The organism is Bradyrhizobium sp. (assembly GCF_035935975.1).
Taxonomy (GTDB): Bacteria; Pseudomonadota; Alphaproteobacteria; order Rhizobiales; family Xanthobacteraceae; genus Bradyrhizobium.
Window position 1 is genome coordinate 93100 of the sequence record NZ_DASYWN010000038.1, and the last position, 21657, is coordinate 114756.

Genomic DNA, 21657 nt, shown 5'->3' on the forward strand with positions numbered 1-21657 from the left:
CGGTCATGAACGTCATGGACACCCGCGCGACCTCCGCAATGCTCTATCTCGACGGTGTGCACGTCTCGTTCGACGGTTTCCACGCCATCAACAATCTGTCGCTGACGCTCGCGCCCGGTGAGATGCGCGCCATCATCGGCCCGAACGGCGCCGGCAAGACCACGATGATGGACATCATCACCGGCAAGACCAAGCCCGATGAGGGCACGGTGCTGTTCGACGGCGTCACGGATCTGACGCGGCTCGATGAGACCCGCATCGCCGAGCTCGGCATCGGCCGCAAATTCCAGAAGCCGACCGTGTTCGAGAGCCAGACCGTGCAGGACAACCTCCTGCTCGCGCTCAATGTCGATCACAGCGTCAAGGGCACGCTGTTCTGGCGCGGCAGCAGGGCCGAATCCGAGCGCATCGACAAGGTGCTGGAGACGATCCGCCTCACCGACGCGCGCAACCGCCTCGCCGGCAGCCTCAGTCACGGCCAGAAGCAGTGGCTCGAGATCGGCATGCTGCTGGCGCAGGACCCGAAACTGCTGCTTGTCGACGAGCCCGTGGCAGGGATGACCGACGTCGAGACGCATCTCACCGCCGAGCTGCTGAAGGAAATCAACAAGACCCACACCGTGATGGTGGTGGAGCACGACATGACGTTCGTGCGCGAGCTCGGCGTCAAGGTCACCTGCCTGCACGAAGGCACGGTGCTCGCGGAAGGAACCATCGACCAGGTCTCGTCCAACGAGCGGGTCATCGAAGTTTATCTGGGACGCTGAGCGATGCTTGAGGTCAAGGACATCAACCTGTTCTACGGCGCGGCGCAGGCGCTGCGCGGCGTCTCGATCGCGGCCGAGCCGGGCAAGGTCACCTGCGTGCTCGGGCGCAATGGCGTCGGCAAGACCTCGCTGCTGCGCGCCATGGTGGGCCAGTATCCGATCTCCTCGGGCGCGATCGTGCTCGACGGCAGCGATATCACGGGCCTCAAGCCCTATGAGCGCGCGCGCAAGGGCATCGGCTTCGTGCCGCAGGGCCGCGAGATATTTCCGCTGCTGACGGTCGAGGAGAACCTCAAGACCGGCTTCGGCCCCCTCAAGCGCGAGGACAAGCACATTCCCGACGACGTGTTCTCGCTGTTTCCGGTGCTGCAATCCATGCTCGGCCGGCGCGGCGGCGATCTCTCCGGCGGCCAGCAGCAGCAGCTCGCCATCGGCCGCGCGCTGGTGATGCGCCCGAAATTGCTGCTGCTCGACGAGCCGACCGAAGGCATCCAGCCCTCGATCATCAAGGACATCGGCCGCGCCATCTCCTATTTGCGCAACCTCGGCAACATCGCCATCGTGCTGGTCGAACAATATCTCGACTTTGCCTGCGAACTCGGCGACAGTTTCGCGGTGATGGATCGCGGTGCGGTGAAGTTCACCTGCGACCGCTCCAACCTCGATCCCGGCGAGATCAGCCGCCAGATGGCGCTGTAAGCCGGAACAATCCTGCCGCGACCGGCTGGGGAGACGGATGCGCAGCGACGCTTTGGCGACATCTTCGGTGTTCGAGGCCAACCGCGCCCGTGGCGCCGTGCGCTTCGACGTGCACGCCCGCGACGGCGTGACGCGGCGCGGGGCCTTGCATGAATCCGGCTCGCTGCGCGTGCGCTTTCCCTCGCCTGAAGGCGAGGGGCTCTCGGGCGTGTTCGTCAACACGGCCGGCGGCGTCGCCGGTGGCGACAATTTCGATATCGAGATCGCGGCGGCCGAAGGCGCGCGCCTGACATTGACCACGGCCGCGGCCGAAAAGGTCTATCGCGCGCCCGGCGCGCCGGCGCAGCTCAGCATTGCCTTGAAGGCTGCCGCGGGTGCGCATCTAGGCTGGCTGCCGCAGGAGACGATCCTGTTCGATCGCGCCCGGGTCCATCGCGGTTTCGACATCGAGCTCGATGATGCCGCCTCGCTCCTGCTTTGCGAAATCGTCGTCTTCGGCCGCACCGCCATGGGCGAGCGGGTAGAGCAGGGCGAGTTCGTCGACCGCTGGCGGCTGCGCCGTGGTGGCAGGCTGGTGTTTGCCGAGACCGTCAGGCTCGACGGCAATATCGGCGCGAAACTCGCGCGATCCGCTGTCGCCAAGGGCGGCGCTGCGATCGGCACGGCCCTGATCGTTCCCGGCGACGAGGCACTGGTGGAGCGCATTCGCGAGGCATCGGAATCTTTCGCCGGCGAGGTCGGAATCTCGGCCTGGAATGGCTTTGCAATGGCGCGGTTCTGTGCCCAAGATGCGGCGCGTTTGCGCGCCGACATGATGACCGTGCTGGCGCGCACCGGCGCGGCGCTGCCCCGGTTGTGGCTGAATTGAAGTGTTGAACGGAAGAGATTCTTCATGAACCTGTCTCCCCGCGAAAAGGACAAGCTTCTGATCTCGATGGCGGCCATCGTGGCGCGACGCCGGCTGGATCGCGGCGTCAAGCTCAACCATCCCGAGGCGATCGCGATCATCTCCGATTTCATCCTCGAAGGCGCGCGCGACGGCCGTACCGTCGCCGAGCTGATGCAATCAGGCGCGCAGGTCCTCACCCGCGACCAGGTGATGCCGGGCATTCCGGAGATGATCCACGACATCCAGGTCGAGGCGACGTTCCCTGACGGCACCAAGCTCGTCACCGTGCACGAACCGATCAGGTAGGAGCGAGAAGCATGATCCCCGGCGAACTCTTCATCCAGGACGGCGAGATCGAGCTCAATGCCGGCCGCAAGACCGTGACGCTGACGGTGGCCAACACCGGCGACCGCCCGATCCAGGTCGGCTCGCACTACCATTTCTTCGAGACCAACCCGGCGTTGAAGTTCGACCGCAAAAAGTCCCGCGGCATGCGCCTCGACATCGCCGCCGGCACCGCCGTCCGCTTCGAACCCGGCCAGACCCGCGACATCCAGCTCGTCGCCATGGCGGGGAAGAAGACGATCTACGGTTTTCGTGGCGACGTGATGGGGAAGCTGTGATTCATGCTCTCCGCCATCCGCCTCATCTCCGAAGCTGCTGAGCTGGCCGCGCGCCGGCACAATGGCATGGCGCGCAAGGGGCGGGGGAATGAGCCTTACATCAACCATCTCGCGGAGGTCGCGAACCTGCTGGCGACTGCGACGGACGGTGCCGATGCCGAACTGGTCGCGGCGGGCTGGCTGCACGATGTGATCGAGGATACCGACACCACGCGGGAGGAGCTCGTTCAAAAATTTTCCGATCGCGTCGCCTCGCTCGTCGTCGAATGCACCGACAACATGAGCCTGCCCAAGGCCGAGCGGCGGCGCCTGCAGGTCGTCGATGCGCCCCACAAATCGCCGGGCGCAAAGCTGATCAAGATCGCCGACAAGATCAGCAATATCGGCGCGCGCATTCATTCCGATCCGACCACTGAAGAGCGCGACGATCTCGTCGATTACACCGGCTGGGCCGAGCAGGTCGTAGCCGGCTGCCGCGGCGGCAATTCATGGCTCGACACGACATTCGACAATACGGTGCGAAAGGCGAGGGCCTCGCTGTGAGCACCATCAAAACATTCAAATGCAAACGGGGCTTGTGATGTCCGTCAAAATAAAGCGTTCCGTCTATGCCGACATGTTCGGCCCGACCACCGGCGACAAGGTGCGGCTGGCCGACACCGATCTCATCATCGAGGTCGAGAAGGATTTCACCACCTATGGCGAGGAGGTGAAGTTCGGCGGCGGCAAGGTGATCCGCGACGGCATGGGACAGTCGCAGGTCACCAACAAGCAGGGCGCGGCCGACACCGTCATCACCAATGCGCTGATCGTGGACCATTGGGGCATCGTGAAAGCCGACGTCGCGATCAAGGAGGGCATGATCTCTGCGATCGGCAAGGCCGGCAATCCCGACATCCAGCCGGGCGTCACCATCATCATCGGTCCCGGCACCGACGTGATCGCGGGCGAAGGAAAAATCCTCACCGCCGGCGGCTTCGACAGCCACATCCACTTCATCTGTCCGCAGCAGATCGAGCACGCGCTGATGAGTGGCGTCACCTCGATGCTGGGCGGCGGCACCGGTCCCTCGCATGGCACGTTTGCCACGACCTGCACGCCCGGTCCCTGGCACATGGGGCGGATGATCCAGTCGTTCGATGCCTTCCCGGTCAATCTCGGCATCTCCGGCAAGGGCAATGCGTCGCGCCCTGCCGCGCTGGTCGAGATGATCAAGGGCGGCGCCTGCGCGCTGAAGCTGCACGAGGATTGGGGCACGACGCCGGCCGCGATCGACAATTGCCTGTCGGTGGCCGACGATTACGACATCCAGGTCATGCTGCATTCCGACACGCTGAATGAGTCCGGCTTCGTCGAGGACACGATCAAGGCGTTCAAGGGCCGCACCATCCACGCCTTCCACACCGAAGGCGCCGGCGGCGGCCACGCCCCTGACATCATCAAGGTCGCCGGCCTGAAGAACGTGCTGCCGTCTTCCACCAACCCGACGCGCCCCTTCACCCGCAATACCATCGACGAGCATCTCGACATGCTGATGGTGTGCCACCATCTCGATCCCTCGATCGCGGAAGACCTGGCGTTCGCCGAGAGCCGCATCCGCAAGGAGACGATCGCGGCCGAGGACATCCTGCACGATCTCGGCGCGCTCTCGATGATGTCCTCGGATTCGCAGGCGATGGGCCGTCTCGGCGAGGTCATCATCCGGACCTGGCAGACCGCGGACAAGATGAAGAAGCAGCGCGGGTCGCTGCCGCAGGACAAGGGCAAGGACAACGACAATTTCCGCGTCAAGCGCTACATCGCGAAATACACGATCAATCCGGCGATCGCGCACGGCGTGTCGAAACTGATCGGCTCGGTGGAGAAGGGCAAGCTCGCCGATCTCGTGCTGTGGTCGCCGGCCTTCTTCGGCGTCAAGCCGGACTGCATCGTCAAGGGCGGCACCATCGTCGCGGCGCCCATGGGCGATCCCAATGCCTCGATCCCGACGCCGCAGCCGGTGCACTACCAGCCGATGTTCGGCGCCTTCGGCAGGGCGCGCACGGCTTCCTCGGTGGTGTTCACCTCGAAGGCCGCGATCACCAGCGGTCTCGCGCGAAAGCTCGGCATCGAGAAGAAGCTCTATGCCGTACAGAACACCCGCAGCAAGATCTCCAAGAAGAGCATGATCCACAACGACGCCACGCCCAATATCGAGGTCGATCCGGAGACCTATGAGGTCCGCGCCGACGGCGAGCTGCTCACCTGCCCGCCCGCCGAGGTGCTGCCGATGGCGCAGCGATATTTCATGTACTGAAATAGCCACTCAACGCATGTCCCCGGAGCATGCCCGATTGCATGCCTTGGGGCGGCTTTTCCGGTTTTGCGTTCGATCCCGCCTGGTCTAATGTCCCGCCCGGTATCTAACCTCAAAAGAAAAGCCGGGAGGATTTCTCGTGATCTACGTCGTTGCCACCCTGACCATCAAGCCCGAGACGCGCGCCGAATTCATTGCTGCCGCCACCGCCTGCATCAAGGAGACGCGGAAGGAACCCGGCAATATCGCCTATGACCTGCATGAGAGCGTCACCGATCCCAGCAAGATGGTGTTCGTCGAGCAGTGGGAGAATGCCGAGGCGCTGGTGCCGCATCGTGGCATGGAGCACATGAAGACGTTCGGCCGCGTTGCGGTGAAGTGCTTCACGGCGCCGCCGAAGATCGAGGTGATCACGCCCGAGAAGGTCGAGACACGGTAACAGGATAAAGCGCATGATCCGGGCGACGCAGGTCAAGGGACAACACCGCTTCACCGAAGCACCGGTGGATACGGTCGTGCTCGATTTCGACGATCGGCACCGCCGCCGCATGGCGATGACGGGGACGCGGGGGCTGAATTTCCTGCTCGACCTGGAGAATGCCGTCGCGCTGCGCGGCGGCGATGCGCTGGTGCTGGAGGACGGCAGGCTGGTCGAAGTGGTTGCGGCGCCCGAACCGCTGCTCGAGATCCGCGGCCGCGATCCGCATCACCTCATCCGCGTCGGCTGGCATCTCGGCAACCGTCATCTGCCGACGCAGATCATGGCCAAGGCCCTGCGCATCCGCCGCGACCACGTCATCGAGGCCATGGTGAAAGGTCTCGGTGCCCGCGTGGTCGAGATCGAGGCACCGTTCGATCCCGAAGGCGGTGCCTACGCCGATGCCGGCCACGCGCACGGTCACGACGACCATGCGCATCATGATCATGCCCATCACGATCACGGGCATCATGATCACCACGATCATCACCATCATCACCATGCCGCGCATGGACATGACCATGATCACCATCATCACCACGACGAGCATTGCGACCATCCCGACCACGACCACGGCCACAAGCATGCTCATGACCACAAATGAGCCGGTCGGTGCCGGTGACCTCGCCGAGCGCGAGGCGGCGGCGCTGTACCGACTGATGACCTGGCTGTCGCCAGCGTTCCCCGTCGGCGGCTTTTCCTATTCCAGCGGCATCGAGTGGGCGGTCGAGGCGGGCGACATCACCGATATCGCGACGCTGGCCGATTGGCTCGATGCGATGCTGGGCGACGGCTCGGGCTTTTGCGACGCGACGTTTCTGGTCCACGCCTATCGCGCGGCCGAAGCGGGTGAAGAAGCTGCCCTGAGCGATACCGCGGAGCTTGCCTGGGCCTTCGTGCCGTCGCGCGAGCGGCAGCTCGAGACGACCTCGCAGGGCCGCGCCTTCATCGACATCTCCCGCGCCGCCTGGGATGCGGAGGGCCTGGATGCCATGGTCGCGTCATGCCGCTCGCCACTGATCTATCCCGTCGCCGTCGGCGTCGTCGCCGCGATGCACGGCGTGCCGCTGGCGCCGACCTTGCACGCCTTCCTGCATGCGCTGGTCTCGAACTGGATTTCCGCGGCGAGCCGCCTCATTCCGCTCGGCCAGACCGACAGCCAACGCGTGCTGGTCAGGCTGGAATCTGCCGTTGCCGCCACCGCCAATCGTGCGTTGAATGCGACATTGGACGATCTCGGCAGCGCCACCTTCCGCGCCGATCTCGCCAGCCTGCGGCACGAGGCGCAATATACGCGGCTGTTCCGCTCGTGAGCGGTGCCGCCTTCAACCATCAAGAGAGAGCAAGTCACATGGCGAAATCTCACGGCCCCCTGCGTGTCGGCGTCGGCGGCCCGGTCGGATCGGGCAAGACCGCGCTGATGGATCTGCTCTGCAAGACCATGCGCGAGCGCTACGACATCGCCGCGATCACCAACGACATCTACACCAAATGGGATGCCGAATTTCTCGTGCGTTCCGGCTCGCTGACTCCGGACCGCATCGCCGGCGTCGAGACCGGCGGCTGCCCGCACACCGCGATCCGCGAGGACGCCTCGATGAACCTCGCGGCGGTTGCCGACATGCGCGCGAAATTCCCCGGCCTCGACCTCGTGCTGATTGAATCCGGCGGCGACAATCTCGCTGCCACTTTTTCCCCGGAGCTGGCCGACCTCACCATCTATGTGATCGACGTTGCCGCCGGCGACAAGATCCCGTCCAAGGGCGGCCCCGGCATCACCCGCTCCGACCTCCTGGTCATCAACAAGATCGACCTTGCACCCCATGTCGGCGCGTCGCTCGAGAAGATGGACACGGACGCCAGGCGCATGCGCGGCGAGCGCCCGTTCGTCATGACCAACCTGAAGAAGAGCGAGGGGCTCGACCGCATCGTCGGCTTCATCGAGGCCAAGGGTGGGCTGAAACCCGCGGCCTGAAGCGGCCGGGCCGCCCGACGCGACGACTTGGCGCAGGTGTTTTTACCGTTAACACTTGGGGCAGAGCCGCTCCTTGCGGAACAAATTTCCGACACGGCGATTAACTACCTCCGGTGCCCGGGGCAAAGCCGTCATGTCGAGTGATTTTGGCCGGACCATCGGCCGGGCGGATTAAGCTTTTCAGGCGACCCAAGTTGCGTACTGATGCCTCCTCCTCCATTATCTCCGCCACTGGGGTTCACCCTGTTTCGGCACGTGGCCGTTCGAGCGGCGTTCATATGCTCCGTGTTTATTGCCGACCTCCTGCTTCCGCCTGAGTAGTCGCGTGGTCCGGCTGGGATTCATCATCGGCTTCATCGCTCTGCTCGGGGTCATGCTCTCCGGGCTCGCGGCCTATCGCGTCCACGACCAGGAGCTGGCGCTGGACCGGATTGCGCTGGCGCGCGCAATCGACGTCCATGCAAGCCTGGTGCAGGACCGGCTGACGGAGCGCGAGCTGCTCGCCCGTGTCGCCTCAGGCCTGTTCCGCGCGCCGTCGGTGCTCAAGCCCAACATGCTGGAGCCGCTGCGCTCGGCGATCTACGCCTTCAAGACCGATTTCGTGGTGGCCGGCTGGGTCGCCCGGATCCAGCCGAACGAGATCGCCGCGGCGCAGAACGCGATCGCGGCCGCCGGCTTCCCGAAGCCGCAAATCCGCGACTACGGCGACAAGCCGATCGACCCGGCGACGTTGAACCGGCCGATCGACGTGCTGATGGATCTCGAGCCGCGCAGCGACGAGACCAAGGCGCTGCCTGGCCGCAGCTATGACCAGGACCCCGTGCGCAGCGCGATGCTCACGCGCGCCCGGATCGAGAAGCGATCGATTGCCTCGGACCCCATTCCGCTGCTGCGCGGTAACGGGCCGATCGGCGTCATCGTCGCTGCTCCCGTGATTCCGGAAGGCGCGACGGAGCCGGTCGGCTTCGTGACATTCTCCTATGAGCTGGCGTCGCTGATGTTGACCAACGACGACATGTCGTTGTTCTCGGTCGCGCTGAAGGATCCGCGCAAGGACGGCGGCGAGCTCGTTGCCAATGACCAGGGCGTGGTCTCGACCCGCACGGCGGCGGCCGACGGGCCGGCGCCATCGGCGACGCGCACCATGAGCTTCGGCGGGCGTGACTGGCAGCTCAGCTATTACGCCAAGACCAATTCGGCGCGGCGCGCCGAGCAGACCGCGATCATCGTCGCGGCGATCGGCTTTGCCATCACCGCGATGGTGTGCGGCCTGTTCGGCTACGTCGCCTACAACAATCTGAGGCTCAGCCGCGAGATCCAGGTGCGGATCGGCTTCGAGCGCCGGCTGACCGCGGTGATCGACGAGCTCAACCATCGGGTCAAGAACATCCTGGCGGTGATCCAGTCGATCGTGACGCGCACGCTGCGCCACGGCTCGGATATCGACGTCGCGCGCGAGCTCTTGATCGGCCGCATCCACGCCATGTCCAACGTGGTCTCGCTGCTCAGCGAAAGCCAATGGCAGGGCGTCAAGCTGAAGGGCCTGTTCGAGGCCCGCGCCATTCCGCATGCGGACCGCATCGCCGTCACCGGTCCCGACATCGCGGTCAGCGCGCGCGCGGCGCAAAGCCTGTCGCTGCTGTTCTTCGAGCTCGCCTCGCATTCGGACGAGGGCCTGTCGCTGGTCGGCAAGCATCCGCACATCACCGCCAACTGGACGGTGACGGGCGAGGAGGGCGCGGAGATCTTCCACTTCCGCTGGGAAGAGTTCAACACCAGCGAGGCGACGCGCCGCCCCGATTCCGATTTCGGCCTGATCCTGCTTGACCGCGTCGCGCCCGAAGCGCTCGGCGGCGCCGCCAAGCGCTATTTCACCGACGTCTCCTACGTCTACGAGCTGACTGCGCCGATGGAGACGGTGGTCGATATGACCGAGCGCGATCGCACCGACAAGATCTCGGCGCCGGTGCGGCCGGTGCGCAGCTAGCTCTTGGGCCGCAGCACCAGGTCGACCAGGCTGCGCGCATAGCCGGGCGTGATCGGCGCGATGCCGAAGACGTAGCGATAGAACAGGCCGCCATAGATCGCGTCGTAGAGATCTTCGGCCGCCCCTTCGGCCAGAACGCTGCCGTCCTTCTGGCCCGCGGCGATCATCTCGACCAGCGCGTCGCGACGGAACTGGAGATAGCGCGCATAGAACAGCTCCGCCGAGCCAGTCTTGGAGATGCATTCGGAGATCACCGCGAGCTGTACCTTGCCGAACTCGCCCTGCAGCGCCTCGGCATAGGCCGCGGCATGGCGGCGGGCGCGCGCCGCGGGACTGCCGGAACTCGCCGGCGGCAGCGGCAGCATCTGCGCCGCATGGTGCAGGAAGGCGTCGATCAGCAAGGCCTCGCGCGAGGGCCACCATTTGTAGATCGTCATCTTGGAGACGCTGGAATGGCGCGCGACGGCGTCGATGGTGGTGGTGGCAAGGCCGGTGGCGGCCATCAGCGCATAGGCGCTTTCGAGAATGGCGTTGGTGGTCTCGATCGATCTTGGCCGGCCGCGCTTGGGAGCGTTGCCCGCCTCTTCACCTCCGCCTTTCGCCATCGCCGCGCCCGGTCTCCTCAACGCCTCCCGGCATAGCGCAGCGGCCGCTTTCGGCCTAGCAGAATCGCACGATTATTTGATGAGGCGCCTTCGAGGGACGCTCTAGGCCTGCTGCCGCAACGCGGCAGGCAGGTCCTGCCGTCGCGACCAGGAAATGTAATAGGCGACACCCGTCATTGCCGCGAAGCCGACAAGGCTCACCGCGATCTGCATCACCACCAGATTGGGACCGGTGATCAGGATGAGATGGCCGGCGAAGGACAGGAACACGGCGGTGCAGAACACCGCGAGCCATTCCTCGCCGCACGTGATCACGGCCTGGAGCGGCCGCCAGTTCAGGCCGGGATGATCGGCCGGAATGAGATGGGTCGCGATGAAGGCGAGGGCAAGGAAGTGGACCACGCGATAGGGCGCAAGGTTCTCCTTGTCGGTCGGCGCGATGTTGTTGAGGAGCAGGTCCGGCAGATAGGCGGACAGCGCCGGCGAGTGGCGCATCAGGGTGATCGCCATCGCGGACACGAGATAGGCGCCGGCGAGGATGCGCAGCCAGGACATGCCGTGCAGCGCGCGGCCGGGTGCTCCCGTCACCGCGAACCAGCCGCCCAGCACCATCAGCATCTGCCAGCACAGCGGATTGAAGGTCCAGTCCTGGTCCGGATAGACGCGGAAATTCCAGTCGAACCAGCGCGCCGCAACGTACAGCGCGACCGATGCCGCCAGCGTCACGTTCGGCCGCCGCAACAGGCCCCACAGCGCGAACGGAAAGAACGCCATCAGCGGGATCATCAATTGCAGCAGGTCGAGGTTCAGCGGCTCTTCCTGCAGCACGAGGCCACGGATCAGGATGCGCAGCGGATGCTCGAGAATGCCGGAGATGTTGTATTCGTGGATGATCTCGGGCGCCATCGACTGCGAGGCGACATAGGCGATGGTGTCGATGTAGATGACGAACAGCACGACATAGGCGGCGTAGAGCCGCCACACCCGGCGGAAGATCCGCGTCGCCGCGACGAGGTAGCCGCGTTCCAGCGCCATCCTGCCGTGGATAATGGCAACGCCATAGCCCACCACGAACACGAACAAATCGGCTGCGCCGCTGAAACCGAAATTCCGCAGCGTCAGCAAATTGACGACGTTGTTCGGGATGTGATCGACGAACACCGACCAATTGGCGATGCCGAGCGTCAAATACAGCCGGGCGTCGTGATGAAATGCGGCGAGGTTCGCCTTAACGGACGGTTTCATTGAGTAAAATAGGTTTGGGAATCAGGTTGATGCTTTTACCGGCAACCGCCTGCCTATCCGAGTAGCTTTTACGTGAGTGGGGGCTGATTTGTCCCCTACTGGCCAAAAATTGCGCAGAGCGGGCCGGAGCCTTCCTGCGCCCCCGGCTAATTCCGTCCGAGACGCAACTTTTGCAAAGCAAGGCGGTCCGACCAGCGGTCGTGGCGGCGTTGGCTAGGTCGTCCCTCCTGGCTTCGCGCGGCCAGGCGCCTGCAAGGGCCGGTGCTGCACCGTGCTGCCTGCGGCTGCAGAGTTTCTGAAGTCTGGAAATGGAAAACCTCCAGTCTGGAGAGCTTCCAGCCCGCTTCATTGAACCGCTGCGCTAACTCCTAGCTCCGGCTGCCGATGCGTAGCCGTTGGAAGTTGGGGAAGTTGTAGTGGGCATTTTGGAAGTGGGGCGCTGGCGGTTCGTGGGGGCCGTCAGCTCAGTCGTTTTGATCGCAGTGAGTGGCGGCGCGGCGGCGCAATCATCGACGGCGGGTTCGTCCACCGAGCTTAGCCCGGTCATCGTCCAGGGCAGCGCTGCTCCGAAACGTACCGCTGCATCCTCCGCGCGCAGCCGCGCTGCGGCCCGCGCACGTGCTGCCGCGCGCGCGAATTCAGCCGCCAGCGCCGCCGCGGCGGCCGCAGCCGGGGCCAGCGCCGGTGCGGGTCGCAAGGAATCGGCGTTCGGCCATGTCGATGGCATGGTGGCGACCCGCAGCGGCACCGGCACCAAGACCGATGCGGCGCTGATCGAGACGCCGGCTGCGATCTCGGTCGTGACGCAGGATCAGATCCAGGCCCAGGGCGCGCAGAGCGTTTCGCAGGCGGTGCGCTATGTCTCGGGCGTGATGGTGGAGCCGGCGGGTGCGGATGCGCGCTTCGACCAGGTCTACATTCGCGGCTTTCTCGCCGACCAGTATCTGGATTCGCTGCGGCTGATGAATGCCGGCATCTTCGCCTATCCGATCGTCGAGCCGTTCAATCTCGAGCGTGTCGAAATCCTGCACGGCCCGGCTTCGGTGCTGTACGGCCAGGCTTCGCCGGGCGGCGTGGTCGATCTCGTCTCCAAGCGGCCGACGCTCGAGCCCTATCACGAGATGTTCGTCTCGACCGGCAGCTACGGTCGCGCACAGGCCGGTGTCGATCTGTCCGGGCCGATCGACAAGAACAAGGAGTTTCTCTACCGCTTCACCGCGTCCGGCTTCGATGTCGGTAGCCAGGTGGATCATACCGGCTATCAGCGCGTCTCGATCGCGCCGTCACTGACATGGCGGCCGGACAACCAGACCACGTTCACGGTCCTCGGCACCTATCAGCGCGATCCCAAGGCCGGCTTCTTCAACCTGCTGCCGGCCAACGGCACGGTGTTTCCCGTCGCGGGCGGCGCGAAAATTCCGACCAGCTTCTATTCGGGTGAGCCGGGCTTCGACAAGACCGACCGCACAGTGGCCTCCGTTGGCTATCTGTTCGAGCACCATTTCAACAACGTGGTCACGGTGCGGCAGAACCTGCGCTACATGGACAACTCCACCGATTTCGCGGTGGTCTCGCCAACCGTCCTGACCAACCCGTTCAGCCTGCCGCGCGGCGTCTATTCGACCTATGAGACGCTGCGCTCGCTTGCGCTCGACAATCAGGGCGAGTTCAAGTTCAAGGCCGGCCCGCTCGACCACACCGCGCTGGTCGGCATCGACTATCGCAACTCCGTCGATACCGCGCTTGGCCGCAACACGACCACGGGCGTGCCGCCGATCAACGCCTTCGATCCCGTGTACGGCCTGCCGCTCCCGACTCCGCAGGTGGCCTCCTATAACCGCCAGAGGCTCGAGCAGGTCGGGTTCTACGGCCAGGACCAGATCAAGTTCGGCGGTGGCTTCGTCGCGCTGCTCGGCCTGCGCTACGACCAGGCCGACCTCAATACCGATAATCTCCTCGCCGGTACGACCGCGCCGAAATCGGACGGCGCGCTGACCAAGCGCGCGGCGCTGCTTTACAAGTTCGACAATGGCGTCGCGCCCTACATCCAGTATACCGAATCCTTCCAGCCGAGGCTCGGCACCAACTTTTTCGGCCAGGCGTTCAAGCCGACGCGGGGCCAGCAGGAGGAAATCGGCGTCAAGTATCAGCCTGATCCGAAGACGCTGATCACATTGGCCGCCTTCGACCTGACGCAGCAGAACGTGCTCACCCCGGATCCGGACCCGACCCATATCATCGGCGGGGTGCGTTCGAATGTGCAGACCGGCGAGGTCCGCTCACGCGGCATCGAGCTCGAAGGCAAGAGCGAGATCAACCGCAGTCTGACCGTGCTCGGCTCCTACACCTATACCGACATCGTCAACACGGCGTCCAACTCGACCAATCTCGGCAAGCGCGTTCCGGGCATCCCGCCACACGCCGCCGCGCTGTGGGCCGACTACACGTTCCACGGCGGCGTGCTTGACGGCTTTGGCCTGTCGAGCGGCGTGCGCTATCTCGGCAGCTCGCCCGGCAACTCGCTCAACACGTTCGACGTCCCGGCTGCCACGCTGGTCGACTTCGGCGTGCACTACGATCTGTCCGGCCTCGGTCCGCAGTTCAAGGGCTTCCTCGCGAGTGCGAACGTGACCAATCTGTTCGACAAGACCTATGTCCAGCTCTGCCAGGACACCGGCTGTTATTACGGCCTGCGCCGCAATGTGATAGCGACGCTGCGTTACCGCTGGTGAGGGTGGGCGATGAGCGATCAGGCGATCTTCGACGACCGTGTGTATGAGCGAAAGCCCGCGCTGCGGCGCTGGCTGTTCGTGCATAAATGGTCGAGCCTGATCTGCACGCTGTTCCTGCTCCTGATCTGCATCACCGGCCTGCCGCTCGTGCTGCGCGACGAGATCGACGGCCTGCTCGACGACGCGTTGCCCTATGCGCGGGTGGCGGAGGGCACGCCCAGTGTCAGCCTCGACCGGGTGGTCGAGGCCAGCAGGAAGCTCTATCCCGGCGAGACCATCCTTTCGGTGTTCGTCGATGACGACGAGCCCAAGATCATGGTGTTCATGGCGAGCTCCTGGGAGGCGTTCAGGGCCAACCGCAAGTCGCTGCATTCGATCCGGTTCGACGCGCATACAGGCGAAGTGCTGAAGCAGACCAAGCCGTTCGGCGAGGACGGCCTCACCTTCCTGCAATTGATGCTCTCCCTGCACCGCGACCTGTTCGCGGGTCTTCCCGGCGAGCTGTTTCTCGGTGCGATGGCGCTGCTGTTCATCGCGGCCATCGTCTCCGGCATCGCGATTTACGGGCCCTTCATGCGCAAGCTGGATTTCGGTACCGTGCGCGCGGCCCGGTCGCGGCGGCTGAAATGGCTCGATTTGCACAATCTGCTCGGCGTGGTCACGCTCGGCTGGGCGCTCGTGGTCGGCGCGACCGGCGTGATCAACGAGCTCTCGACGCCCTTGTTCGCGCTGTGGCAGCAGACCGACGTGCGCGCGATGCTGGCGCCGTTGCAGGGCAAGCCGGTGCCGCAGACCAGTGAGCTGTCCTCGCCGCAGGCCGCGTATGATACGGTGAAAGTCGCATTCCCCGACATGATCACGACCAGCGTGGTCTATCCGGGCTCGCCGTTCGGATCGCCGTTTCACTACGTGGTCTGGACCAAGGGCAAGGAACCGCTGACCTCGCGCCTGTTCAGCCCGGTGCTGGTCGATGCCAGAAGCGGCGCGCTGGTGTCCGCGGTCACCATGCCCTGGTATCTCCGCGCGCTGGAGCTGTCGCGCCCGCTGCATTTCGGCGATTACGGCGGCATGCCGTTGAAGATCATCTGGGTGGTGCTCGACCTCGTGACCATCGTCGTGCTCGGCAGCGGACTTTATCTCTGGCTCGCGCGGTCGCGAGCCGCGAAAAGGCAACAGCGGTTGGCCGCGGACTTGCCATTGCCGTCGCCCGGAGCGGCAGAATGAGCGCGCACCGTTCGATTGGCGTGATCTGGCGCTGGCCGGCGCTGCTCGCCGTTCTGAGCGTGTTCGGCCTGCTGGCCGCCCTGATCGGTCAGACCGGGATATGGCTGCCGTTGTCGTGGATCGCGCTCACCGTTCCGCTTGTTGTGGCCGCGATCTGCATCATCCGCAGCCGGGACTGATCATCGCCGTTACTCGGCCGGCTCAGCCGATGCCTCGTCGGGAACACCTGTCCGGCTCGCCATGATCCCGAGGGCGACGCCGCCGATCGCCAGGATCGGCAACAGCCGCTTGATGCCGATGCCACGAACGATTTGAAGGCCCGTCGCAATCAGCATGGGATCGGCAAGCATGCTCGCGGCCGCCGACTTGGCGGCGCGCTCGGCGGCGATCCGGGCGCGCTTCTGCATCTCCCGCTTGTAGCCCCAATAGGTCCCGGCCGCAGCGAGCGTCAGCAGGAAGAAGATGCCCGCGCCCGCGAGGCAGGCCTGCACCGGTCCATAGGTCTGCAGGACCGAGATGAAGGCGGCGGCGCAAAGGAAGCATGTCGTGATGAACAGCGCGAATGCGGCACCTGCGGCGAGCGACGTCAGTCGGACCGTCGCGCCGGTCGACGCGCTGATGCCGTCGATGATCCGTTGAAACATGGACTTGCTCCTCGATTCCCCACAAGCCGTATCGTCACAAGCCAATAGCGGCGGCACCGCAGCGCCGCCGTCTCACTATCCGCGTCGCGGCCTTACCGGCGCCAGGCAGCGCCGATCAGGAAGCCGATGCCGAGCGCGAGCCCGACGGTCGCGAGCGGCCGCTGCGTGATCGCGTCTTCCAGCGTTTCCTCGATCGAGCCGTAGGCGTCCTGCGCCGCGCCCATCATCGCGCTGCCGCGCTCCGACATGTCGTCGATCGCGGAATCCATGTTGTCGCGCGCCTGGCGATAGCCGCGTCTGGCCTGCTTGCTGGTGGAGTTGGCGAACGTGTTGAGCGCGTCGGTGATCTGTTCGGTGAGGGCGGCGATATCGCTTTTCACGGCTGCTACATCCTTCTCGAGGCGTTCTCTGGTGGCTTTGTCGGTCCAGTCTCTCATTCCGGATTCGGCTTGACTCGATGACATCTGGGACTCCGAATTGTTGGCGGCTGAGATAGCCGAGAAACGTTTCGTCCTGGGGGAAGTTCCGTTTACGAAAACGGTCAGGCCTGCGGCAGTTGCGGCGAATTCACCGGCATCAGATGCTCCTTCAGGATCAGTCCGACGATCAGCAGCGGGGACGACAGGAACGCGCCCATCGGCCCCCACAGCCAGGTCCAGAACGCCAGCGCGATGAAGACGGCGAGCGCATTCAGCGCCAGTCTCCGCCCGATGATCATCGGCGTGACGAAGTGCCCTTCCATGAAGGTGATGCCGGCAAAGGCGAGGGCGGCCATCATTCCGCCGCCGAGGGTCGGGAAGGCGACGAGCCCCACCACGACCAGGACGACGAACATCGCGACCGGTCCGATGATCGGGATGAAGTTGAGCGCGGCCGCGAGGGCGCCGAGCCCGGCCGGATTGGGCATGCCCGTGAGTGCGCAGACGAGGCCGGTTGCGACGCCGACGCCGATATTGATCACGGTGACGGTCAGGAGGTAGTTGCCGAGATGGACCTCGATCTCGTTGACGATCCGCAGCGTGCGCAGCCGCGCGTCGCGGTCGCCGAACGTCATGATCAGCGCGCGCCTGAGGTCGCGCCAGCTCGCGATGAACAGGATCAGCGTGGCGAAGAACAGCAGGAACTCCGCGAAGGTCGGCGACAGGAATTCCAGCGTCGGCTGCACCCATTCGAATTTCGGCATCTGGAAGCCCGGCAGGTTTTCGGAGCCGCCCATCATGGTTTGAAGCTCCTTCCACAAGGCCAGCGGGCGGTCGAAGACGTGGAGCTTGTCCTTCAGCTGCGCGCCGAGCTCGGGCAGGCGGGAGCTCCACTCCATTGCGGGCGCGGCAATCAGTGCGAACACGAACGTCACCAGCGCGGTCACCGCGATCACGATCAGCACGGCACCGAGGGCGCGCGGGACGTGCCGTCGCTCAAGGAAGGATGCAGCGGGCGACAGCATGGTACCGGCGACAATGGCCATCACGACGGGGAGGAAAAATGCCTTGGCGACATAGAGCACGGTGACCATGGCGATCAGGAGCAAGCCGGCCAGCGCAAAGGCGACGAACTCGGTGCGGCGGATCACCGGCGGCAACTCGGCATGGCTGCCGGGGAGCGGGTCACCTTCGCTGCTGCCGGAAATCAGACGTTCGCTGGGAAGGACGCGCACGATTTCTCTCCCGCACGGAAGTCCTCCGCGCGCCCATTGATGATGTGACAACGTCCCGGGGGCGCCCCGGTTCCATCGCGGTTTCGTGAAGTCGTCCTCGCTTGACTGTGACGTCGCCGCCGCATCGTTCGCCGGAACTTGAGTCGCCTGATCTGCGTTGTTTGGAAGCCGCATCACCCTGATGCACATCCAACGGGGCAGCACATGACAAAGTTCTCTGCAGTCCGTCGCAGCTTCTCGCCGCGCGCCGTCACCGCTTGTGCCTTCGCGACAGCATTGCTGACCATGCCGTTTGCGGCGCAGGCCCAGACCCTCTACGCGCCGATGCAGCCGCAGGCTTATTCGCAGCCTTATTGGCAAGGGCAGGCCTATTCGCCGGGTTACGCGAGCCAGGGCTATGCGAACCAAGGCTATTCGCAAGGCTATTCGAATGAGGCGCCGCAGGCCACCGATGAGGATGCCCAGCTGCCCGACCGACTGCGCAAGCAGATCGTCAGCTTCGATCGCAGCGAGCCTGCCGGCACCATCGTGATCGATACCGGCAACACATACCTTTATTACGTGCTCGGCAATGGCCGCGCGATCCGTTACGGCGTCGGCGTCGGCCGCGAGGGCTTTACCTGGTCGGGCGTGCAGAGCGTCAGCCGCAAGGCGGAGTGGCCGGACTGGCATCCGCCGGCAGAGATGATCGCGCGCCAGCCTTATCTGCCGCGCTTCGTTGCCGGCGGCCCCGGCAATCCGCTCGGCGCCCGCGCGATGTATCTGGGTACCAGCCAATACCGCATCCACGGCACCAACGATCCCACCACCATCGGCAAGTTCGTCTCGTCCGGCTGTATTCGCCTGACCAATGAAGACGTCAGCGATCTCTTCAGCCGCGTCAGTGTCGGCACCAAGGTCGTGGTGCTGCCGAAGAACGCGCCGCTGATGGCGAAGGGCGGCGATCCCGTGCGCAAGCGCCCTGCGGTGACGACGCTGCCGACCGGACGGCAGGCGTTGAACATCCCTGCGTCGGCCGTGAACTAAACGAAGTTGCGCGAGGTGACATGAAGAGACGTTTGATCGGCAAACTGGCCGGTGGTGCGGCGGCGGTCTTCGCCGTCGCCTCCGTGGGCCTCGCGCTGACCCCGTCGGCGCATGCGCAAGATTTCTTCTCGGCCCTGTTCGGCGGATTCGGCAGGCGGCCACCGGAGATCCGCATGCCGTTCCCGACCGACGACATGCCGCGCTATGAGACACCGCGTTCCCGCGCCGGCTATGGCGGCGGCACCGCCTATTGCGTACGCGGTTGCGACGGCCGCTATTTCCCGGCGCAGGGCAACGACGCCGAGAGCAAGGCGCAATCCTGCAAGAGCTTCTGCCCGACGTCCGAGACCTCGCTGGTCTATGGCAGCAACATCGACGACGCCACGACCGACAAGGGCAAATCCTATTCCGACCTGCCGAATGCGTTCCGCTATCGCAACGAGATCGTCGCGGGCTGTACCTGCAACGGCAAGGATCCGGTCGGTCTCGCCCAGGTCAAGGTCGAGGACGACCCCACCTTGCGCAAGGGTGACATCGTCGCAGGCAGCGACGGCCTGGTGGTTGCGAGCCGCAACGCCAATGATCGTCGCGGCGTCGCGATGAATTTCTCGCCGCTGCCGGACTCGGTGCGCGCGAAGTTCCGCCAGGTGCCGGTGGTGGCGAAGGAGTAGGGGGCTGCGCTCCCCTACGCCGCGCGGATCTTCCCCAGGAAGTCACTGACCTGCTGGCCGAGCTGGCGGCTCTGCGTCTCCAGCGTTTCGGAGGCCTGCTTGACGTTCTCGGCGGCACCGGCGGCGGTGTCGGCGTCGGCCTTCACGCCGGTGATGTTATCGGAGACGTTCTTGGTCCCCTGCGCGGCATATTGCGTGCTGCGGGTGATCTCCTGGGTCGCCGCGCCCTGCTCCTGCACGGCGGCGGCGATCGCGGTGGCGACTTCATTGACCTCGCCGATGATGCCGCCGATCGCCTGGATCGCGTTGATGGCATCGCCCGCGACCTTCTGAATGTCGGCGATCTGCTCGGAGATTTCTTCCGTCGCCTTCGCGGTCTGGCTGGCCAGCGACTTCACTTCCGATGCGACCACGGCAAAGCCGCGGCCGGCCTCGCCGGCGCGGGCCGCCTCGATCGTGGCGTTCAGCGCCAGCAGATTGGTCTGCGCCGCGATCGTGTTGATCAGGCCGACGACCTCGCCGATGCGCCCTGCGGACTGCGCCAGCCCCTGCACGGTGCCGTCGGTCTCGCGGGCCTGGTTGACCGCGCGGCTGGCGATGCCCGCGGCATGCGCGGCCTGCTGGCTGATGTCGTTGATCGAGGCCGAGAGCTCCTCGGCGGCCGCCGCGACGCTGTCGACGCTGGTCGAGGCGTCGTTCGAGGCCTTGCCCGCGATCTCGACGCGCTCGTTGGTCTGGCGCGACACGGCGGACAGATCGCCCGAGGTCTTGCGCATCTCGCCGGAAGCCTCGCTCAATTCGCCCAGTGACTTGCGGACGACGCCTTCGAACTCGCCGACATAGGCCTCCATCGCGCGCTGGCGCGCGGCGGCACCGGCATTGCGCTCGCGTTCCTGCTCCTCGATCTTCAACTTGTCGATCGCCTGCTGCTTGAACGTCTCCAGCGCGCCCGCGAGCGAGCCGATCTCGTCCTGGCGGTCGAGATAGCCGCTGTCGACGCCGAGATCGCCGCCGGCGACCTTCAGCATGGCATCGCGGATCCGGTGCAAGGGGGTGATCACGCGGCGGCTCACCGCGAGCATCGCGGCGCCGGTCAGCACGATCGCGGCCACGAGGAGGGCGGTGTTGATGATTAGCCACTGCACGGCGGCCGAGCGCTGTGCGGCGGAGTGATCCTTGGCGGCCTGCAGCGCCGCGTCGGCGAGCTTCACCGCGGTCATCATGCGGGGCACCGAATAGGGGCTCCACTGGTTAGCGGTCATCGACGGCTTCTCGCCCTTGGCGATCGACGTAATGACGCCGTCGCGGGTGGCAGCATATTGCGGGTCGAAATAGACCGACTTGGTCTCGGTGATCGCGGATGCCAGCGCCGGCGGCAGCTGCATGCCCAGAGCGGCAAGCTCGATCGCGGTCCAGGCGGTGTCGGTGCCGCCGACGAATTTGGTGTAGGCGAGCTGCACCTCGGGTGCGATCTTGCCGCTGCCGAGGGCGTTGCCGACGATCTGCGAGGATTCGCCGGCGGTGCTGCGCAGCAGCCAGGCCATCTGCTTGATGGTCAGGAGCTGGTCGATGGTGGCGTCCTGGTTGTTGACGCTTGCGACGAGGGCGCCGGCGAGCTTGTCCAGCTGTGTCATCAGCGTGTCCTCGGTCGCGACATATTCCTTCGCGAGCGCTGCGCGGCGCTCGGCGCGCGGCTTGAGCGCCTCGACCCAGAACTCGGCCTGTGCCGCCAGCAGCGTCTTGTTCAGCGCGCCGAGCTCGCTGAGGAACGTGTCACGCTGGCCGAGGTCGGTCGTGGGCAGCAGCTCGAGCGTGCGGGCCAGCGCGGGCATCAGGGCCTCGCGGATCTCGCGGATGTATTTCTCGATGTCCTTGTCCATGGGGACGTCGGAGGTGAGCTGGCGGTTGCTGGTCGAGCGGTCGGCCCGGATGTTGGCCATCGCCTTGAACACTTCGGCCGAAGCGGCCGAGACGGCGACGATCCGGTTGGCCTGCTGCAGCCGGCCCCATGAATTCCAGGCGCTGATCGAGAAGCCGATGACGACGACGAGCGCCGTGGACAGGATCACCGCCTTCAGCAGCGTGGATACGGACAAGCGATTGAGCATCGGACACCCCGGTACGCGTTTCGAAGTTCGTGGC

23 protein-coding genes are annotated in these 21657 nt (G+C 65.2%); 17 read left to right on the forward strand and 6 right to left on the reverse strand.

The annotated features are described in order from the left end of the window. Positions 1-5: 5 nt before the first annotated feature. From urtD to VGR99_RS21005, 12 genes are all read left to right on the forward strand, one after another. Positions 6-767, forward strand: coding sequence for an urea ABC transporter ATP-binding protein UrtD (urtD, locus tag VGR99_RS20950; protein WP_014498216.1), 762 nt, complete (start codon positions 6-8; stop codon positions 765-767). Between the two features lie 3 nt (positions 768-770). Continuing rightward, a complete protein-coding gene (gene urtE, locus VGR99_RS20955; protein ID WP_326900956.1) occupies positions 771-1466 on the forward strand; it encodes an urea ABC transporter ATP-binding subunit UrtE in 696 nt (231 codons plus the stop codon). Between the two features lie 37 nt (positions 1467-1503). Continuing rightward, on the forward strand, positions 1504-2334 hold the full coding sequence (locus VGR99_RS20960; protein ID WP_326900957.1) for an urease accessory protein UreD: 831 nt from the start codon (positions 1504-1506) through the stop codon (positions 2332-2334). A 24-nt stretch (positions 2335-2358) separates the two neighbouring features. Continuing rightward, positions 2359-2661: an urease subunit gamma gene (locus tag VGR99_RS20965; RefSeq protein ID WP_007605424.1), complete on the forward strand. Its 303-nt coding sequence runs from the start codon at positions 2359-2361 to the stop codon at positions 2659-2661. An 11-nt stretch (positions 2662-2672) separates the two neighbouring features. Continuing rightward, entirely contained in the window at positions 2673-2978 is a 306-nt protein-coding gene (locus tag VGR99_RS20970; RefSeq protein ID WP_326900989.1) for an urease subunit beta, read from the forward strand. A gap of 3 nt (positions 2979-2981) precedes the next feature. Continuing rightward, the gene (locus VGR99_RS20975; protein WP_326900991.1) at positions 2982-3521 is read left to right on the forward strand and encodes an HD domain-containing protein; all 540 of its coding nucleotides are present in this window, start codon (positions 2982-2984) and stop codon (positions 3519-3521) included. A 37-nt stretch (positions 3522-3558) separates the two neighbouring features. Then, complete coding sequence (gene ureC / locus VGR99_RS20980) at positions 3559-5274, forward strand: urease subunit alpha (RefSeq protein ID WP_326900993.1); 1716 nt, start codon at positions 3559-3561, stop codon at positions 5272-5274. Positions 5275-5413: 139 nt separating this feature from the next. Then, positions 5414-5713 (forward strand): putative quinol monooxygenase, encoded by a 300-nt coding sequence (locus VGR99_RS20985; RefSeq protein ID WP_027573733.1) that lies wholly within the window; start codon positions 5414-5416, stop codon positions 5711-5713. A 13-nt stretch (positions 5714-5726) separates the two neighbouring features. Beyond that, positions 5727-6356 carry an urease accessory protein UreE gene (gene ureE, locus VGR99_RS20990; protein WP_326900996.1) on the forward strand — a complete coding sequence of 210 codons (630 nt, stop codon included), beginning with the start codon at positions 5727-5729 and terminating at the stop codon, positions 6354-6356. Beyond that, positions 6337-7065: an urease accessory protein UreF gene (locus tag VGR99_RS20995; RefSeq protein ID WP_326901249.1), complete on the forward strand. Its 729-nt coding sequence runs from the start codon at positions 6337-6339 to the stop codon at positions 7063-7065. The genes ureE and VGR99_RS20995 overlap by 20 nt, the downstream gene beginning before the upstream one ends. 38 nt (positions 7066-7103) lie before the next feature. Beyond that, positions 7104-7727 (forward strand): urease accessory protein UreG, encoded by a 624-nt coding sequence (gene ureG, locus VGR99_RS21000; RefSeq protein WP_326900997.1) that lies wholly within the window; start codon positions 7104-7106, stop codon positions 7725-7727. Between the two features lie 325 nt (positions 7728-8052). Next, a complete protein-coding gene (locus tag VGR99_RS21005) occupies positions 8053-9714 on the forward strand; it encodes a CHASE domain-containing protein (RefSeq protein WP_326900998.1) in 1662 nt (553 codons plus the stop codon). Here VGR99_RS21005 and VGR99_RS21010 read toward each other — a convergent pair. Next, complete coding sequence (locus VGR99_RS21010) at positions 9711-10319, reverse strand: TetR/AcrR family transcriptional regulator (RefSeq protein ID WP_326900999.1); 609 nt, start codon at positions 10317-10319, stop codon at positions 9711-9713. The genes VGR99_RS21005 and VGR99_RS21010 overlap by 4 nt on opposite strands. Positions 10320-10421: 102 nt before the next feature. Then, positions 10422-11564: an OpgC domain-containing protein gene (locus tag VGR99_RS21015; RefSeq protein WP_326901000.1), complete on the reverse strand. Its 1143-nt coding sequence runs from the start codon at positions 11562-11564 to the stop codon at positions 10422-10424. A gap of 416 nt (positions 11565-11980) precedes the next feature. On the opposite strand from VGR99_RS21015, the gene VGR99_RS21020 reads away from it, so the two are divergent. The 3 genes from VGR99_RS21020 to VGR99_RS21030 are packed head-to-tail and all read left to right on the forward strand — an operon-like array spanning position 11981 to position 15699. Continuing rightward, positions 11981-14296 (forward strand): TonB-dependent siderophore receptor, encoded by a 2316-nt coding sequence (locus VGR99_RS21020; protein WP_326901001.1) that lies wholly within the window; start codon positions 11981-11983, stop codon positions 14294-14296. A 9-nt stretch (positions 14297-14305) separates the two neighbouring features. Then, the gene (locus VGR99_RS21025; RefSeq protein WP_326901002.1) at positions 14306-15520 is read left to right on the forward strand and encodes a PepSY-associated TM helix domain-containing protein; all 1215 of its coding nucleotides are present in this window, start codon (positions 14306-14308) and stop codon (positions 15518-15520) included. After that, on the forward strand, positions 15517-15699 hold the full coding sequence (locus tag VGR99_RS21030; RefSeq protein WP_326901003.1) for a hypothetical protein: 183 nt from the start codon (positions 15517-15519) through the stop codon (positions 15697-15699). The genes VGR99_RS21025 and VGR99_RS21030 overlap by 4 nt, the downstream gene beginning before the upstream one ends. 9 nt (positions 15700-15708) lie before the next feature. Here the strand turns inward: VGR99_RS21030 and VGR99_RS21035 are convergent, their stop codons facing one another. From VGR99_RS21035 to VGR99_RS21045, 3 genes are all read right to left on the reverse strand, one after another. Beyond that, complete coding sequence (locus VGR99_RS21035; RefSeq protein WP_326901004.1) at positions 15709-16164, reverse strand: hypothetical protein; 456 nt, start codon at positions 16162-16164, stop codon at positions 15709-15711. A 92-nt stretch (positions 16165-16256) separates the two neighbouring features. Further along, positions 16257-16628 (reverse strand): DUF883 family protein, encoded by a 372-nt coding sequence (locus VGR99_RS21040; protein ID WP_326901005.1) that lies wholly within the window; start codon positions 16626-16628, stop codon positions 16257-16259. Positions 16629-16705: 77 nt separating this feature from the next. Beyond that, positions 16706-17818: an AI-2E family transporter gene (locus VGR99_RS21045; RefSeq protein ID WP_326901006.1), complete on the reverse strand. Its 1113-nt coding sequence runs from the start codon at positions 17816-17818 to the stop codon at positions 16706-16708. Positions 17819-18022: 204 nt separating this feature from the next. Between VGR99_RS21045 and VGR99_RS21050 the strand changes: the two genes are divergently transcribed. Together VGR99_RS21050 and VGR99_RS21055 are read left to right on the forward strand one after the other, a co-directional pair. Continuing rightward, on the forward strand, positions 18023-18844 hold the full coding sequence (locus tag VGR99_RS21050; protein WP_326901008.1) for a L,D-transpeptidase: 822 nt from the start codon (positions 18023-18025) through the stop codon (positions 18842-18844). Between the two features lie 20 nt (positions 18845-18864). After that, positions 18865-19515: a DUF2865 domain-containing protein gene (locus VGR99_RS21055; RefSeq protein ID WP_326901009.1), complete on the forward strand. Its 651-nt coding sequence runs from the start codon at positions 18865-18867 to the stop codon at positions 19513-19515. 14 nt (positions 19516-19529) lie between these two features. Here VGR99_RS21055 and VGR99_RS21060 read toward each other — a convergent pair whose 3' ends face one another. Next, complete coding sequence (locus VGR99_RS21060; RefSeq protein WP_326901010.1) at positions 19530-21623, reverse strand: methyl-accepting chemotaxis protein; 2094 nt, start codon at positions 21621-21623, stop codon at positions 19530-19532. Positions 21624-21657: the final 34 nt, after the last annotated feature.